This window comes from Rhodococcus sp. IEGM 1305, assembly GCF_030058635.1.
In the GTDB taxonomy this organism is placed as follows: domain Bacteria; phylum Actinomycetota; class Actinomycetes; order Mycobacteriales; family Mycobacteriaceae; genus Rhodococcus_F; species Rhodococcus_F opacus_D.
Window position 1 is genome coordinate 77,219 of the sequence record NZ_JASHKX010000026.1, and the last position, 16,183, is coordinate 93,401.

Genomic DNA, 16,183 nt, shown 5'->3' on the forward strand with positions numbered 1-16,183 from the left:
GGCGGCCGGACACCCGGTCCGGAGATGAACATCGGCGCGCGGCACCGTAGGCTGCCACTCGTGCTGAGATGGCGTGGTCTCGACGAGGTTCCTGCCGACTGGGGTCGTTGTGTTCTCACGATCGGCGTATTCGATGGCGTGCACCGAGGTCACGCCCAACTGATCAGTCGAGCGGTGGCGGCTGCCCGCACGCGTGGAATACCCAGCGTGCTCATGACTTTCGATCCTCATCCGATGGAAGTGGTTCGTCCGGGCAGTCATCCCGCCCAGCTCACGACGCTCGCCCGCCGGGCGGAGCTCGCGGAGGAGCTGGGGATCGACGTGTTCTGCGTCATGCCGTTCACCGCCGAATTCATGAAGTTGACGCCGGAGCGGTACGCCCACGAGATCCTCGTGGAGCGCCTGCACGTGGCGGATGTCGTCGTCGGTGAGAACTTCACGTTCGGCAAGAAGGCTGCGGGCAACGTCGACCTGCTGCGTCAGATCGGAGACCGGTTCGGGTTCGCCGTCGACGGTGTGACGTTGCTCGCGGAGCACGCGGTCACGTTCTCGTCCACCTACATCCGGTCGTGCGTGGACGCCGGCGACATGGCCGCCGCGACGGAGGCCCTCGGCCGTCCGCACCGCGTCGAGGGTGTCGTCGTCCACGGCGACGGTCGTGGACGGCAGCTCGGCTATCCGACGGCGAACGTCGCGCCGCCCATGTATGCCGCGATTCCCGCGGACGGCGTGTACGCCGCCTGGTTCACCGTGCTCGGACACGGAGTCGACCTGGGCACGGTCACCTCCGGCGAGCGGTACATGGCCGCCGTGTCGGTGGGCACCAATCCCACGTTCTCCGGGCGGACGCGCACCGTGGAGGCCTTCGTCCTCGACCGGGAAGCCGACCTGTACGGCCAGCACGTGGCCGTCGATCTGGTGGAGCGGCTCCGCGGGATGGAAAAATTCGATTCGGTCGACGACCTGATCGTCGCGATGGGCAAGGACGCCGAGCGTGCGCGTGCGATCCTGGCGGCGTCGGAGGACGTGCGGTAAAGCCGTCCCATTTCAGCTGGTAAAGTAGACCGCTGGCGTGCGCTGCGGTTCGCGGTGGCCGCGCCGAGTTTCGATCCTTGCACGCGAACGTCATCACCAGGAGTGAACCAGTGGCATTGACCACCGAAGAAAAGAAGCAGGTTCTGAGCGAGTACGGCCTGCACGAGACCGACACCGGTTCGCCGGAGGCGCAGGTGGCCATGCTCACCAAGCGCATCGTCGATCTCACCGAACACCTCAAGATGCACAAGCACGACCACCACTCCCGCCGCGGCCTCCTGCTGCTGGTCGGACGCCGTCGTCGTCTGCTCAAGTACGTCCAGAAGGTCGACATCGAGCGTTACCGCTCGCTGATCGAGCGTCTCGGCCTGCGTCGCTGAGTTTCGTACACAGCGGTCATTTCGATCGCAAATCACTCCGGTAGCCGGCGGGGCCTTGCTTAGACTGGGCCTCGCTGGCTATCGGCGTTAGCTGCCGAGGGCAGCACTACCGTATGCACCCGAGAATGTGGTGTCGGTCTTCGGTAGTGGTCTTCCGGACACGGTCCGGGGGACTTCGATCGACGGCCGCCTCCGCACAGCGACATCCCGAGAACTCGAGAGGGGGATGTCCCTCAGGTGCGCAGTTCTCGCCAGGAGGGTGAGAACGCCCCCGCGGGTACGGCGAAGACGAGAGGGAAGTGAAAAGAAGAGATGACAGAGAATTCCGCAGTAGAGGTCGATGAGGGCGTGTTCGAATCCACCGCCGTGATCGACAACGGGTCCTTCGGAACCCGCACCATTCGTTTCGAGACCGGTCGCCTCGCGCAGCAGGCCGCCGGCGCCGTCGTCGCCTACCTGGACGACGAGACGATGCTGCTGTCCGCGACGAGCGCCAGCAAGCACCCCAAGGAGCACTTCGACTTCTTCCCCCTGACGGTGGACGTCGAGGAGCGCATGTACGCGGCGGGCCGTATCCCCGGCTCGTTCTTCCGTCGTGAGGGCCGTCCCTCCACGGACGCGATCCTGACCTGCCGCCTGATCGACCGCCCGCTGCGCCCGTCGTTCGTCGACGGTCTGCGCAACGAGATCCAGGTCGTCGTCACGGTGATGAGCCTGAACCCGCAGGACCTGTACGACGTGGTCGCGATCAACGCCGCGTCTGCTTCCACCCAGATCGCCGGACTGCCGTTCTCCGGACCCGTCGGCGGTGTGCGCGTCGCGCTCATCACCTCGGACGAGAACAAGGCCGGCCAGTGGGTCGCATTCCCCACCGTCGAGCAGCTCGAGAACGCCGTCTTCGACATGGTCGTCGCGGGTCGCATCGTCTCCGGCAGCGGTGACGACGCCGACGTCGCGATCATGATGGTCGAGGCCGAAGCCACCGACAACGTGATCTCCCTGATCGACGGTGGCGCACAGGCTCCCACCGAGGCGATCGTGGCCGAGGGCCTCGAGGCCGCCAAGCCGTTCATCGCCCGCCTCTGCACCGCGCAGCAGCAGCTCGCGGCCAAGGCCTCCAAGCCCACCGGTGACTTCCCCGTCTTCCCGGCGTACCAGGACGACGTGTTCGCAGCCGTCGAGGCCGCCGCAGCGGAGAAGCTCAGCGCGGCACTGACCATCGCGGGCAAGCAGGAGCGCGACGACAAGACCGACGAGGTCAAGGTCGAGGTCCTCGAGCAGGTCGCCCCGAACTTCGAGGGTCGCGAGAAGGAACTGGGCGCGGCGTTCCGCTCGCTGACGAAGAAGCTGGTCCGTCAGCGCATTCTGCGCGACCAGTTCCGCATCGACGGCCGTGGCATCACGGACATCCGTTCGCTGTCGGCCGAGGTCGCCATCGTTCCGCGTGCCCACGGTTCCGCTCTGTTCGAGCGCGGCGAGACCCAGATCCTGGGTGTCACCACCCTCGACATGGTGAAGATGGCGCAGCAGGTCGATTCCCTCGGACCCGAGACGACCAAGCGGTACATGCACCACTACAACTTCCCGCCGTACTCCACCGGTGAGACGGGACGCGTCGGTTCCCCGAAGCGCCGCGAGATCGGTCACGGCGCGCTGGCGGAGCGGGCACTCATGCCCGTGCTGCCCAGCGTCGAGGAATTCCCGTACGCCATCCGTCAGGTCTCGGAGGCTCTCAGCTCCAACGGCTCCACCTCGATGGGTTCCGTGTGCGCGTCGACGCTCGCGCTGCTCAACGCCGGTGTGCCTCTGAAGGCTCCGGTCGCCGGTATCGCCATGGGCCTCGTCTCCGACCAGGTCGACGGTGAGACCCGCTACGTCGCGCTCACCGACATCCTCGGTGCCGAGGACGCGTTCGGCGACATGGACTTCAAGGTCGCGGGCACGAAGGACTTCGTCACGGCCCTGCAGCTCGACACGAAGCTCGACGGCATCCCGTCCAAGGTCCTCGCCGGCGCGCTGTCGCAGGCCAAGGATGCGCGGGCGACGATCCTCGAGGTCATGGCCGAGGCCATCGACACCCCCGACGAGATGAGCCCGTTCGCCCCGCGCGTCACGGCCATCAAGGTCCCCGTCGACAAGATCGGTGAGGTCATCGGCCCCAAGGGCAAGATGATCAACTCCATCACCGAGCAGACCGGCGCCAACATCTCCATCGAAGATGACGGCACCGTGTTCGTCGGTGCGACGGACGGCCCGTCCGCGCAGGCCGCGATCGACATGATCAACGCCATCGCCAACCCGCAGCTGCCGAAGGTCGGCGAGCGCTTCCTGGGCACGGTCGTCAAGACCACCGCCTTCGGTGCGTTCGTGTCGCTCCTCCCCGGCCGCGACGGATTGGTGCACATCTCGAAGCTGGGCAGCGGCAAGCGCATTGCCAAGGTCGAGGACGTCGTGAGCGTCGGCTCGAAGTTGCGTGTCGAGATCGCCGACATCGACAACCGCGGCAAGATCTCGCTGATCCCCGTCGAAGAAGACGGCGCTGCGGCTCCGGCCGAGCAGAGCGAAGAGGCGGCTGCCGAGAAGTAGCCTTCTCCCGGTCACCACGCCGGCGGCCCCGCACGAATCTCGTGCGGGGCCGTCGGCGTCTTCGTGTCGGGTGCGTCAGGAGGACGGTGCCGCGGTGAACCGTCCGACATACCGCCGCTGCCACGGTGTCTCGACCGCGTGACGGTGGTAGTGCTGCCGGACGTACGCGACGGCGTCCCGCGCCGGGACCCCGTCGAGCACGGCGATGCAGGCGAGGGCTGTGCCCGTCCGGCCGCGACCGCCCCCGCATGCCAACTCCACCCGTTCCGTCGCGGCGCGGCGCCACACCTCACCCAGCGCATCGAGGGTGTCGTCGCGGTCCCGCGGCAACGCGAAGTCGGGCCAGCGGACCCACCGTGAGTCCCACTGCACCGGCGGCGGCGTCCGCCCCAGCAGGTAGACGGCGAAATCGGGGAGGGGACCGTCGGGGAGTGGTCGCCTCAGCCCCCGGCCGCGGACCAGCCGCCCGGACGGCAGGCGGAGGACTCCAGGAGCGTCGGCGTCCCAGGTATCGAACATGGCGCTCACTCTATTGCGCAGCCGCTCGGAAGACGCGATCTTCGAGGACCGGGACGGCGGTGCTCCGGTCCACCTCGGCGGCGATTACGACGTCCTGCGGGTATCCCGAGGCACGCAACTCCCGTCCCGACGCACACGCCGCGAGGGACTGCGGGAGGGTGTCCGCGACACCGCGCCAGGCGGTCATCGCCGCCAGGGCTTCCGGCGACGCGTCAGCGCCCCGACCGATCGCCGTCAGAGCGGACAGCACGGCGCCCGCGCCCCACAGATCCTCGATCGCCGGCCGGAGTTCGCCGCCCGGCCATTTCTCCCCGGCGGCGATCACCGACACCACCGACGTCGACGTGCAGTGCCGGGCGATCCAGTCTGCAACAGCGGTCGCATTCCGTAGGGACGCCCCGACGCACACGCCGATTCCGGTGCCGAGCTCGAAGCTGATGGTCGATCCGTTCGGCGAGGGAAGCACCAACCTGCGCGGCGCCGCGGTCCGTCGAATCGTATTCGGCGACAAACTGATCTGCCCGTTCGCCGCCCGGTTGCGTCCGACGGCGAGGACCGCGTCCGAGTCACGGGCGTAGCGTTCGGAAGAATCGTCGTTCCACCGGTAGGGCAGGACGTCGATGCCGGCGTCGACCGCAACGGTGAGTGTGGTGGTGAACGACAGGACGTCCACTACGACCGCGACGTCGGCGTCGGCGCCGACGGCTTTCGCCCCCGGCAGGCCCCAGTCGAAACGGAGGCCGTAATCGTGTTGGAGATGTTCGCGGTTCACGGGGTCTCCCCGCTCTCCGTCGACGTGAGCGTTATGAGGGCAGCGATAACCGTGGTGACCGCGACGCTCGGGGGACCGGGTAGGCGCGCGGCACCGATGTCGCGGAAGGCTCGGGGATCGTCGAGGCGAATCTGCGCGCACCCGGGTGGGGGAGTATCCGTGGCCGGCACGATGCCCACGCCCAAGCCGGATGCGACCAGGCCGTGCACGGTGTGCACGTCCTCTCCTTCGAACGCGATCGTGGGTAGGGCACCGGCTCGGGCGAACAGGTCGTCGAGCGATCCCCGGAGTCCGTAGCCCGGCTTGAGAGTGACGATCGGCTCGGAGGCGAGGTCACGGATCGTCGTCGAGGTCGATGCGGCCCGCGGGTGTTCGGAGGGCACCAGGACGACGAGCGGCTGTTCGAACAGCGGCGTGACCGTCAGGCCCTCGGGCGGTGGGGTGAGACGGGAGGCGAGCGCGATATCGGCCTCACGGTTGAGGAGGGTGTCCAGGCACGTGCGGCGCGCGCCCTGACTGAGGACGAACCGGATCGTCGGATCCGTCGCGCGGACGGTGCGAATCAACTCGGGCACGAGGTGCTCGCCGAGCGACATCTGAAAGGCGACGCGAACGGTGGCCCGCGCCTGTCGGTCTTCGGACTGCACGGCGTCGAGGCCGTCCACCACCGCCTCGAGTGCGCGCTGTGCGTAAGGCACCAGTGTCCGGCCGGCATCGGTCAGGCGCACGCCGCGGCCGTCCGGTTCCAGGAGCGAGATGTCGAGTTGCTTTTCGAGTCGGCGGATTATCCGGCTGACCGTGGGCTGGGGCATCCCGAGCATCGCGGCAGCGACAGTCACATGTTCGACTTCGCCGAGGGCGACGAGGACGGGGAGGTGCGGCAACAGCGCCTTGACGGTCTCGCTATTCATGACTCAACTGTATGAGTCGATGGATGGTTCTGCATTGGATTCATCAGTTCTTCGGATCTAACGTCGACTCCATGCCCGCCACACACCTCACGGAGAAGGAGACCCGCGCAGCGACTGCCCTGCAGCCCACGCCGCCGACGGGCAATCCGGACCGCCGACTCTCGGCTGCGCTGTGGTGTGCCGGTGTGGCGACCTTTGCCCTGATGTACGCGCCTCAAGGGCTCCTCACGCAGATCGGGCACGACGCGTCCGTGAGCCCGGCGCAGGCTTCTCTCCTGGTCTCGGCGGCCACGCTCGGGCTGGCGTTGTCGGTTCTGCCGTGGGCCCGGTTCTCGGATCGGGTGGGGCGCCCCACCGCGATGCGGTACGCGGCGGCAACCGCGGGACTGCTCGCCGTGGCCGTCCCCTGGCTCCCGACGTTCGACGCGCTGGTGGCGGGACGATTCGTCCAAGGGGTGGCGCTCGGGGGACTGCCGGCGCTGGCGATGACACTGCTCCACGAGGTCGCCGCGCCGGCGCGGACCGCGGCATTGGCCGGTTCCTACGTGGCAGCAACATCATTGGGTGGTTTGAGCGGTCGACTTCTGGTCGTCCCGGTCGCCGATCACCTCGGGTGGCGTCCGGCATTGGCGATCCTCGGCGTAGGTCTGGCGATCCTGATGGCCATCCTGATCGCGTTGCTTCCCGCCGGTCGGGGGCGGCGAGTGGCCGTCCCGTCCACCGGGATCCTTGCCATCCACCTGCGGGATACCCGCCTGCTGGCATTGTTCGGCATCGGTGCGCTACTCGTCGGCGGCATGGTGGCCGTCTTCAACTACCTCCCCTTCCGCCTCGAGGCCGCTCCGTACCACCTCGCGCCCACGGTGGTGTCGCTGATCTTTCTCGCCTATCTGGCGGGCACGGCGGGCTCTCGCGCCGCCGGCTGGGTGGTTGGCCGGTTCGGTCACCGAACCGTGCTCGTGTCGGCCTGTGCCTTCATGGCAGGTGGGACGATGCTCAGCGTCGCCGGATCGCTGGTCCTGATCCTCCTCGGCGTGGCCGCGATCACCGGCGGACTCTTCGTCGGCCATGCCGTCGCATCCGGCATGGTCGGCGCCCACGCGACAACGGGTCGCGCACAGGCGACGGCGCTGTACAACGTCTCCTACTACGCCGGCTCCAGCCTGTTCGGCTGGGTCGGAGGAATCGCCTGGGCGAACGGACAATGGTTTTACGTGGCCGTCCTGGTCCTCGTCCTGACGGTGCTGGCCCTCGTCCTCGCGCTCCTCCCATCGACAACCGCACGTCGCGTCGTCGCCGTCGAGTCCTGCTGAAGCGGGAGTTGGGATCTCTCCGGCAGGCCGGAGCCCCTGTCCGGGTGGGGGCCTGCTGTAATGGGGACAGGACAGAGGGGAGGGTCTGATGAGTGGAATGTTCCTACTCGGTGCGGTGTTGGCCGGCAGTGGAGGTGTTCTGGGGTTGGCAGTCGCACTGTTCGGAGGTGCGGAACCAAGCCGCCTTCGCCTATGTGCGTTGGACGGCCACACCGAAGCCTGTGATGCGCCCCGGGCTTGACCGGAGAGTCGGTCGGGTCGTTCGGCCGTCTGGCGCGAAATGCGTGAAGATCAGCTGCGACGGCGGGCAATGTGCAGGACCGCGCCGAAGTGCCGCCGGATGCGGTGATCGGGCCGCTCGGCAACTCGACGACGAATCTCGCTGTGCAGCCGTTCCCGTTGCCATTTCGCCATCGCGATGTGACCGGAGAAGGTGTCGAGAAGGTCGAGATAGCCGTCCACGTCGTAGCTGACTTCCCAGTCGAAGTGACGCACCACGACGCTGTCGAAGAACCCGCTCTCCTCGAATTCGGCCCGATGATCGGCCAGCTCACCCGGGCGCGCCCACGTCGCGGTATCCGGGAGACCTTCGCCGATCTCCTCGTAGACGGGCTGAATGTCACGAAAGATCGGGTCCCCACCTTCCGGGAACACGTGTTGTGCACCCCAAAAAGCCAGATGTCCTTCGGGGCGAATGAGGCTGGCCGCCTTGATGTATCGCGTCGAGGGATCGATCCAGTGCCAGGAGGTTGCCGCGAATACGAGGTCGTAGGTCACGCCTGGCGCAGGCCTCCATTGCTCGAAATCGGCGCAGACCACCTCGGCGTTGGGGAACGCCGCTACATTCTCACGTGCGATCGCTGCCAGGTCATGCCCGAGTTCGACCGACGTGATGGTGAAGCCCCTCCGCGCGAGCTCGACGGTGGCCTTGCCCGTACCTCCTCCGATCTCCAGTAGCGAGTCACCTGGGCGCAGTCCGGACGTGAGGACGAGTTCGTCGTAGAGCGCTGACGGATAGCTGGGCCGAGCGGCGTGGTACTTCTCGGCGGCCAACTCGAAGGTGTTCCGAAGCGTACGGCGATCCGTTGTCATGATTCGATCATCTCTGCTCCTCGGCGGATCGATCCAGCACCGGATTCGCCGGCGCTTCGCGGTCTTGTCGTGTCTACACCGCTACCAGCGCTTTGACGCGCTAACCATCAGTGATAGCGACCAGGTATAGCGGGAGAATCAAACAGACCGGTCTCCATCGTGGCCCGACCGAGCAAGGAGCGTGACGAGGCCAACTCGGGGTGGGCACCCGGTGGCGCGGGGTAACCCGCATTCTGGGTAGGCGGCTCGACCCGTGACCGAATTCGTCGAGTACGAACCGTTGAAGATGGCCACGTCCAAGTCGGTGGAGAGCAAGGTCGGCTTCACCGCGACGACGAGGCTCGAGGAAGTCGACGGCGGCACCCTGTTCACCTATCGGACCGACAGCGAAAGTGGCCTCGGAGGAATCTTCGGCAAGCTGGCCGACCCGATAGTCGCGAAGGCGTACTCACGCACGGTGCGGGCAAGTTTGGACAACCTCGCAGACGTGCTCACCATCGACAGCTGACCATGCGGGTCGGCTCTCATTCGGTCGTTCCCCGAGCAGCGATGAGATTCCGTGTCTCGACGAGTCTTACCGTGCATACGATGTGGCCGACCGAAGGAGCGAGCTGTGGAATATGTCTGGTCGATGGTGCACGCGGAGCGTGCGGCGCTGATCGACGACCTCGGGAGTCTCGACGCGGCACGGTGGGACGAGCCGTCGCTCTGCGGCGACTGGACGGTGCATGACGTGGTCGCCCACCTGGTCGACACGGCTCGGACGACGCGCCTCGGTTTCATGGTCGGCCTCGCCCGGGCGCGATTCGACTTCGACCGCCAGAACGCACGCGGCGTGGAACGCGAGCGCGGTGCCTCACCGCAGGAGACATTGGAGCGGCTTCGTCGGGTGGCGTCGCGCACGTCGACGCCTCCGGCGCCCCTCGACAGCCGGCTCGTCGAGGAGATCGTCCACGGTGAGGACATCCGTCGGCCCTTGGGACTCACCCGCTCCTACCCGGCGGAGGCCGTCGACAGATCGCTCCGCCTGCAGACGCGCACCCCGGCGTCCTTCGGCGGCGCCAAAGAACTCGTGGCCCGCGTCCGGCTGACGGCAGCGGACGTCGAGATGTCGATCGGCGACGGCCCCGAGGTGAGCGGCACCGCCCTTTCGCTTCTCCTGGCCGTCTCCGGTCGGAGGGTGGCGCTGGACGACCTCCACGGACCGGGAGTCGAGGTCCTCGCGGCGGCGATCTGACGATCTACCGTCCGGAAACCGGGCGACGGTCCCAGGAGCGTCGTCACTCGCAGGCCACTTCGGTTCCCCTCATGGTCGGGGCGCCTGCATCTTCGATCCCGCGTAACTTGCGGGCGTGATCTGGGCTCCGTATCCCGGGACCTGATCGTGGACCCCGGTGACGTCGTAGCAGGCCGGTCCGCGATTGTCGAGCAGGCGCGGCTCGTCCTGGTTGGGCAGGTAGCGACCTTTCGGGTTGATGAACTGCACGCCGAGTGTGTTCGCCAGCGTGTCCCGCCGGCCTGGATCGGCGGAGCCGTGTCGCCCTCGGGAACGATGAGCGACACATAGCGTTCGCCGAATAGCGTCTCGGGCAGCAACCGCGCCGTCGCGGTCGACGGAATCAGCTGCGCCTTGTCCGGCTGGATCGCGAGATGGCGATTTCATGCGTTCGTTGCACCATCGAGTAGTTCGTTTGACACGGGGAGGCGCCGCTAACTGACAGCGTCGACGAGGTAGGTGTTGAGAACTCGTGCAATGTCCGCCAACGCTCGCGGCGTGGTCATACGAATATGCGTGGCATCGATGGGATAGTAGTCGATTGAACCAGTTATGTATGGTTGCCAGCAACTTTCGGCAACCTCTCGGGTCATCTCGCCAGCTGCGGCGGCGAAGAAGACCATGTCTCCGTCGAACACGGCGGGGTGGTAGTCGGCGACCAACCGTGGCGCGTCATTGAAGGATTCGACGATCCGCTTCACGTGTGATGGCTGGAGAAACTCGAATGCTCCGGTTCGCAGATGAATCAGTTCGGTCGCTTGTTCAGCCGACATGGTTTTCCCCGCGGCATCGAAGTCTTCGGCACCGAATCCAAACAGATCGGCTAGCTCGACCAGGATGTCTTCAACAGTGAATTCCTGGTTTGCAGTCGATTGCGCTTCGCGGAACCGGCTGTCCAGCATCGCCAGCATCGAGACCTGCTTCCCGAGAAGGCGAAATCGTGTGGCTACGGCGTGGGCAATAACTCCGCCCAAGGACCAGCCGAGCAGGTGATACGGCCCGTCTGGTTGCACGGCCTGGATCTCCCGGACGTAGTGCTCCGCCAACTGTTCGATGGAACGGGGATGCGGGTCGTCTTCGACGAGTTCGGGGGATTGCAGCCCGTAGATTCGCTGTCTCGGTTCGGTGTATCGAGCCAAACCTGCGTAGCACCAGGCCAATCCGCTAGCCGGGTGTATGCAAAAGATCGGGTCGGAATCTCCAGCTGATGTGATCGGGAACAGGACGTCGAATGCCGAAGGTCCGGTCGGCGCAATAGGTGTCGACCCGTCGGAGACCGCCTCGACTCTACTGGCGATCGCTTCCACCGTGGCGCCAGTGAAGAGCCATGCCACTGGCATCTCGACGTCGAGAGCCTCTCGCAGCCGCGCACTGACCTGGATGGCGAGCAGCGAGTTGCCGCCCAGGGTGAAGAAGTCGTCGTCGAGTCCGATTCGGTCGTGGCCGAGGACGTCGGTGAAGACGTCGGCGATGGTCTGTTCGGTGGGGGTGACCGGTGGTCGGAACTGTCGCTTCAACGGTGCTGGTGCGGGGAGTGCTCGCCGGTCGATCTTGCCGTTGGCGGTCAGGGGTAGTGCGTCGAGGATGGTGATGGGGGTGGGCACCATGTAGTCGGGGAGGCGGTCCGCGACCAGCACGCGGACACGAGCCGGGTCGAGGCGGGCGCCATTGCGGGGGACGACGTAGCCGACGAGTTGGTCGCCGGTGTGGTGGTCGTGGTGGACTGTCACTGCGGCGTGGGTGATGTCGGGGTGGGTGGTGAGGGTGGCTTCGATTTCGCCGAGTTCGATGCGGTGGCCGCGGATTTTGACTTGGAGGTCGCGGCGGCCGAGGTATTCGAGGTTGCCGTCGGGGTGCCAGCGGACGAGGTCGCCGGTGCGGTACATGCGTTGGCCGGGTGGGCCGTAGGGGTTGGCGACGAACCGTTCGGCGGTCAGTGCGGGTCGGCTGTGGTATCCGCGGGCCAGCTGGACCCCGGCCACATACAACTCGCCCACCACCGTCACCGGTACCGGATGCAAGCGGTGGTCCAGCACGTAGGCGTGGCAGTTGATCTGGGGTGTGCCGATGGGCACCACGCTCTCTTCGTGTTGGGTGCAGCGGTGGCAGATGACGCTGACGGTGGTTTCGGTGGGCCCGTACTGGTTCCATACCGTCGCCGGACCGAACTCCGCCAACCGTGCGACTGTCTGCCCGGACAGCGTTTCACCGCCGAGGTAGACCACCCGCACGCCGCGGAGGACGTCGGGTGATCGGCCGGCCATCAGGGCGGTCAGTATCGTCGGCACCGACGCCACGTGAGTGACCTTCTGTGCCCGGATGAGGTCGGCGAGGTAGTCGGGGTCGCGTTGGCCGTCGGGCCCTGCCAAGACCACGCAGCCCCCGACCTGCAGCGGTGCGAAGAGGTCGGGGGTCGATGCGTCGAAGGTCACCGCGTTGCTCTGCAGAAGTCGGTCACCGGCACGGTGATCGAACGCCTCGACCACCCACTGCACCTCGTTGACGATCGCGCTGTGCGCCACGGTCACTCCCTTCGGGCGGCCGGTCGATCCCGAGGTGAACATCACGTAGGCCGTGTTCTGCGGGTGTAGCGGTGCGCGGCGGTCCGCGTCGGTCACCGGCGCCCCGGACAGCGGTGACAGATCGATGGTGTCGAGGTGGAGGACCGGTACCGGGTCGGGCGGATCGTCTTGGTCGTCGTGGGTGGTGGTCAGCATGCAGGTGGGTTGTGCCACTGCGAGTATGAAGTGTGTGCGCTCGGCCGGGTGGTGGGGGTCGATGGGCAGATAAGCTGCACCGGCGGTGAGGGTGGCGTAGACGCCGACGACGAAGTCGATGGAGCGGCGCATCCGTAGTGCCACGATGGTTTCCGGGCCCACGCCCTGGGTGATCAGGTGTCGGGCGAGGCGATTGACGCGTGCATCGAACTCGGCGTAGGACAGTGTTCGGTTTCCGTCCACCACCGCGGGCGCGTCGGGTGTGCGCGTCACCTGCGCACCGAACATCGACACCAGTGTGTCGGTGGTTGTCGCATGATCGGTGTGGTTCCAGTCCTCGAGGATCAGCTGTTTTTCGTCGGCGTCGAGGAGGTCGAGGTCGCCGACCGGGCTGTCGGGATCGGCCACCGCTGCCTCGAGGAGCCGGGTGAATCGGTCGGCGAAGCCGCGGACGATGTTCTCGTCGAACAGGTCCTGCGCGTATGTCAGCGCGGCGGTCAAACCCTGAGCGGCACCATCGCGGTCGACGCGTTCAGTCACCGTCAGCGTGAGGTCGAACTGGGTGGCGGCGTGGTCGATGTCCTCGATACGGGCGGTCAGTCCCGCCAGTTCGATCTTCGGGTGCTCTTGGTTCTGGAAGACGAGCATCACCTGGAACAGGGGGTGTCGGGTGGTCGATCGTGCCGGGTTGAGGGCTTGTACCACCCGTTCGAACGGCACGTCGGCGTGCTCGAATGCGGCCAGGTCGGTTTCTCGCACCGTTGTGAGCAGTTGGGTGAAGCTGCTGGCAGCATCGACTGGGATTCGCAGTGCGAGGGTGTTGACGAACATGCCGACCAGGTCGTCGAGGGCCGGGTCGCCGCGGCCGGCGACGGGGGTGCCGATCGTGATATCCCCGGTTCCCGACATCTGGGCCAGGAATATCGCGAATGCGGTGTGCAGCACCATGAACACGGTCGCGGTGTGCTGTCGTGCGAGTTCGGCTGCCGCGCGGTGGGTGGGCGCGTCGATGGTGAACGTGTGTGTTCGTCCACGGTGGGTGACGGCGGGCGGCGTTCGGTTCCCGGGCAGTTCGAGCTGTTCGGGCAGACCGTCGAGTGTGGAACGCCAGTAGGTCAGTTGCTGCGCGAGCAACGAGTTCGGGTCGTCGTCGGAGCCGAGTAGTTCGCGTTGCCACAGGGTGTAGTCGGCGTACTGCACAGCCAGTGGTGGCCACGATGGCGTGTGTCCGCCGGTTCGGGCCGTGTAGGCGGCCATCACGTCCCGGGCCAGCGGGGCGATCGAGGAGCCGTCGGCGCAGATGTGGTGCAGCACCACGGCGAGCACGTGCTCGTTGTCGGCCGTGGCGAACAGGGCGGCCCGCACCGGCACCGATGTGGTGACGTCGAACTCGGCGGAGGCCATCGACAGCAGTCGCGTGGCGAGCTCGTTCTCGGTCACCGCGGCGGTGGCGAATCCGCCGCTGATCTCGGCCGCCGGGACGATCACTTGGTGCGGGCCGGTCTCGGATTCGGGGTAGATCGTCCGGAGGGTTTCGTGCCGGTCCACGACGTCTGCGATCGCTGCCAGTAGTGCGGCTGTGTCCATGGTTCCCGACAGGCGCACGGCGAACGGGATGTTGTAGACCGGTGAGTGTGGGTCGAACCGGTTGAGGAACCAGATGCGTTGCTGCGCATACGATAGCGGGATGTGTTCGGGGCGGGTCCGCGGAACCAGGGGTGTGCGTGCACCCGCAGCGGCCCGGGATTCGAGCCACGTCGACAGTGCCTGCACCGACGACGCCTCGAACAGCACTCGCATCGGTACCCGCGCATCCATCGCCACACTGAGCCGCGACACCACCTGCGTCGCGAGCAGCGAGTTGCCGCCCAGGGCGAAGAAGTCGTCGTCGAGCCCGACCCTCTCGCGATCGAGGACATCTGCGAACACGCCGGCAACGACCCCCTCCGCCACCGTCACCGGCGCCCGGTACTGCGGCACCGGAAATACCGGTGCCGGCAACGCCCGCCGATCCACCTTCCCACTGGCCGTCAACGGCAATCGATCCAGCACGGTAATCGGTGAGGGCACCATGTAGTCGGGGAGGCGCTCCGCGACCAGCACGCGGACACGAGCCGGGTCGAGGCGGGCGCCATCGCGGGGGACGACGTAGCCGACGAGTTGGTCGCCGGTGTGGTGGTCGTGGTGGACTGTCACTGCGGCGTGGGTGATGTCGGGGTGGGTGGTGAGGGTGGCTTCGATTTCGCCGAGTTCGATGCGGTGGCCGCGGATTTTGACTTGGAGGTCGCGGCGGCCGAGGTATTCGAGGTTGCCGTCGGGGTGCCAGCGGACGAGGTCGCCGGTGCGGTACATGCGTTGGCCGGGTGGGCCGTAGGGGTTGGCGACGAACCGTTCGGCGGTCAGTGCGGGCCGGTTGTGGTATCCGCGGGCCAGCTGGACCCCGGCCACATACAACTCGCCCACCACCGCCACCGGTACCGGATGCAAGCGGTGGTCCAGCACGTAGGCGTGGCAGTTGATCTGGGGTGTGCCGATGGGCACCACGCTCTCTTCGTGTTGGGTGCAGCGGTGGCAGATGACGCTGACGGTGGTTTCGGTGGGCCCGTACTGGTTCCATACCGTCGCCGGGCCGAACTCCGCCAACCGCGCGACTGTCTGCCCGGACAGCGTTTCACCGCCGAGGTAGACCACCCGCACGCCGCGGAGGACGTCGGGTGATCGGCCGGCCATCAGGGCGGTCAGTACCGTCGGCACCGACGACATGTGGGTAATCGCTTGGGTGCGGATGAGTTCGGCGAGGTAGTCGGGGTCGCGTTGGCCGTCGGGCCCTGCCAAGACCACGCAGCCCCCGACCTGCAGCGGTGCGAAGAGGTCGGGAGTCGATGCGTCGAAGGTCACCGCGTTGCTCTGCAGAAGACGGTCACCCAAGCCGTAGTCGAACGCAACCCACTGCACCTCGTTGACGATCGCGCTGTGCGCTACGGTCACTCCCTTCGGGCGGCCGGTCGATCCCGAGGTGAACATCACGTAGGCCGTGTTCTGCGGGCGTAGCGGTGCGCGGCGGTCCGCGTCGGTCACCGGCATCGCGGACAGCGGTGACAGATCGATGGTGTCGAGGTGGAGGACCGGTACCGGGTCGGGCGGATCGTCTTGGTCGTCGTGGGTGGTGGTCAGCATGCAGGTGGGTTGCGCCACTGCGAGTATGAAGTGTGTGCGCTCGGCTGGGTGGTGGGGGTCGATGGGCAGATAAGCTGCACCGGCGGTGAGGGTGGCGTAGACGCCGACGACGAAGTCGAGGGAGCGGCGCATCCGTAGTGCCACGATGGTTTCCGGGCCCACGCCCTGGGTGATCAGGTGTCGGGCGAGGCGGTTGACGCGTGCATCGAACTCGGCGTAGGACAGTGTTCGGTTTCCGTCCACCACCGCGGGCGCGTCGGGTGTGCGCGTGACCTGCGCACCGAACATCGACACCAGTGTGTCGGTGGTTGTCGCATGATCGGTGTGGTTCCAGTCCTCGAGGATCAGCTGTTTTTCGTCGGGGTCGAGGAGGTCGATGTCGTCGACCGGGCTGTCGGGATCGGC

The 16,183-nt window shown here is 66.8% G+C and carries 11 protein-coding genes and 2 pseudogenes; 6 read left to right on the forward strand and 7 right to left on the reverse strand.

The genetic code is table 11. The annotated features are described in order from the left end of the window. The first annotated feature begins 60 nt into the window (after positions 1 to 60). From QM693_RS27305 to QM693_RS27315, 3 genes are all read left to right on the forward strand, one after another. Complete coding sequence (locus tag QM693_RS27305; RefSeq protein WP_025432373.1) at positions 61 to 1,035, forward strand: bifunctional riboflavin kinase/FAD synthetase; 975 nt, start codon at positions 61 to 63, stop codon at positions 1,033 to 1,035. Between the two features lie 110 nt (positions 1,036 to 1,145). Further along, complete coding sequence (gene rpsO, locus QM693_RS27310) at positions 1,146 to 1,415, forward strand: 30S ribosomal protein S15 (RefSeq protein ID WP_005240682.1); 270 nt, start codon at positions 1,146 to 1,148, stop codon at positions 1,413 to 1,415. 312 nt (positions 1,416 to 1,727) lie between these two features. After that, positions 1,728 to 4,001 (forward strand): polyribonucleotide nucleotidyltransferase, encoded by a 2,274-nt coding sequence (locus QM693_RS27315; protein ID WP_005240683.1) that lies wholly within the window; start codon positions 1,728 to 1,730, stop codon positions 3,999 to 4,001. A 75-nt stretch (positions 4,002 to 4,076) separates the two neighbouring features. Here QM693_RS27315 and QM693_RS27320 read toward each other — a convergent pair whose 3' ends face one another. From QM693_RS27320 to QM693_RS27330, 3 genes are read right to left on the reverse strand one after another with little or no spacing between them, the layout of a single operon-like run. Then, positions 4,077 to 4,520, reverse strand: coding sequence for a protein phosphatase (locus tag QM693_RS27320; protein ID WP_280784650.1), 444 nt, complete (start codon positions 4,518 to 4,520; stop codon positions 4,077 to 4,079). Positions 4,521 to 4,530: 10 nt separating this feature from the next. Further along, a complete protein-coding gene (locus QM693_RS27325; RefSeq protein WP_283353852.1) occupies positions 4,531 to 5,292 on the reverse strand; it encodes a 2-phosphosulfolactate phosphatase in 762 nt (253 codons plus the stop codon). After that, complete coding sequence (locus QM693_RS27330) at positions 5,289 to 6,203, reverse strand: LysR family transcriptional regulator (RefSeq protein ID WP_280784652.1); 915 nt, start codon at positions 6,201 to 6,203, stop codon at positions 5,289 to 5,291. Before QM693_RS27330 ends, QM693_RS27325 begins: the two co-directional genes overlap by 4 nt. A gap of 11 nt (positions 6,204 to 6,214) precedes the next feature. Between QM693_RS27330 and QM693_RS27335 the strand changes: the two genes are divergently transcribed. Further along, positions 6,215 to 7,516 (forward strand): MFS transporter, encoded by a 1,302-nt coding sequence (locus QM693_RS27335; RefSeq protein WP_349307429.1) that lies wholly within the window; start codon positions 6,215 to 6,217, stop codon positions 7,514 to 7,516. 291 nt (positions 7,517 to 7,807) lie between these two features. Here the strand turns inward: QM693_RS27335 and QM693_RS27340 are convergent, their stop codons facing one another. Further along, positions 7,808 to 8,608, reverse strand: coding sequence for a class I SAM-dependent methyltransferase (locus QM693_RS27340; RefSeq protein ID WP_283353853.1), 801 nt, complete (start codon positions 8,606 to 8,608; stop codon positions 7,808 to 7,810). Between the two features lie 188 nt (positions 8,609 to 8,796). Here QM693_RS27340 and QM693_RS27345 point away from each other — a divergent pair. Further along, a pseudogene (locus QM693_RS27345) lies at positions 8,797 to 9,116 on the forward strand (SRPBCC family protein); the annotation flags it as partial. A gap of 105 nt (positions 9,117 to 9,221) precedes the next feature. Continuing rightward, positions 9,222 to 9,845 carry a maleylpyruvate isomerase family mycothiol-dependent enzyme gene (locus QM693_RS27350; RefSeq protein ID WP_283353854.1) on the forward strand — a complete coding sequence of 208 codons (624 nt, stop codon included), beginning with the start codon at positions 9,222 to 9,224 and terminating at the stop codon, positions 9,843 to 9,845. Between the two features lie 69 nt (positions 9,846 to 9,914). On the opposite strand, the gene QM693_RS27355 is transcribed toward QM693_RS27350, so the two are convergent. The 3 genes and pseudogenes from QM693_RS27355 to QM693_RS27360 all read right to left on the reverse strand — a co-directional run bounded on the left by QM693_RS27355 (position 9,915) and on the right by QM693_RS27360 (position 16,066). Continuing rightward, positions 9,915 to 10,094: a hypothetical protein gene (locus QM693_RS27355; RefSeq protein WP_283353855.1), complete on the reverse strand. Its 180-nt coding sequence runs from the start codon at positions 10,092 to 10,094 to the stop codon at positions 9,915 to 9,917. A 20-nt stretch (positions 10,095 to 10,114) separates the two neighbouring features. Next, positions 10,115 to 10,258 (reverse strand): annotated as a pseudogene (locus QM693_RS37920) (MCE family protein); the annotation flags it as partial. 60 nt (positions 10,259 to 10,318) lie between these two features. Continuing rightward, positions 10,319 to 16,066: a non-ribosomal peptide synthetase gene (locus QM693_RS27360; protein WP_283353856.1), complete on the reverse strand. Its 5,748-nt coding sequence runs from the start codon at positions 16,064 to 16,066 to the stop codon at positions 10,319 to 10,321. Positions 16,067 to 16,183: the final 117 nt, after the last annotated feature.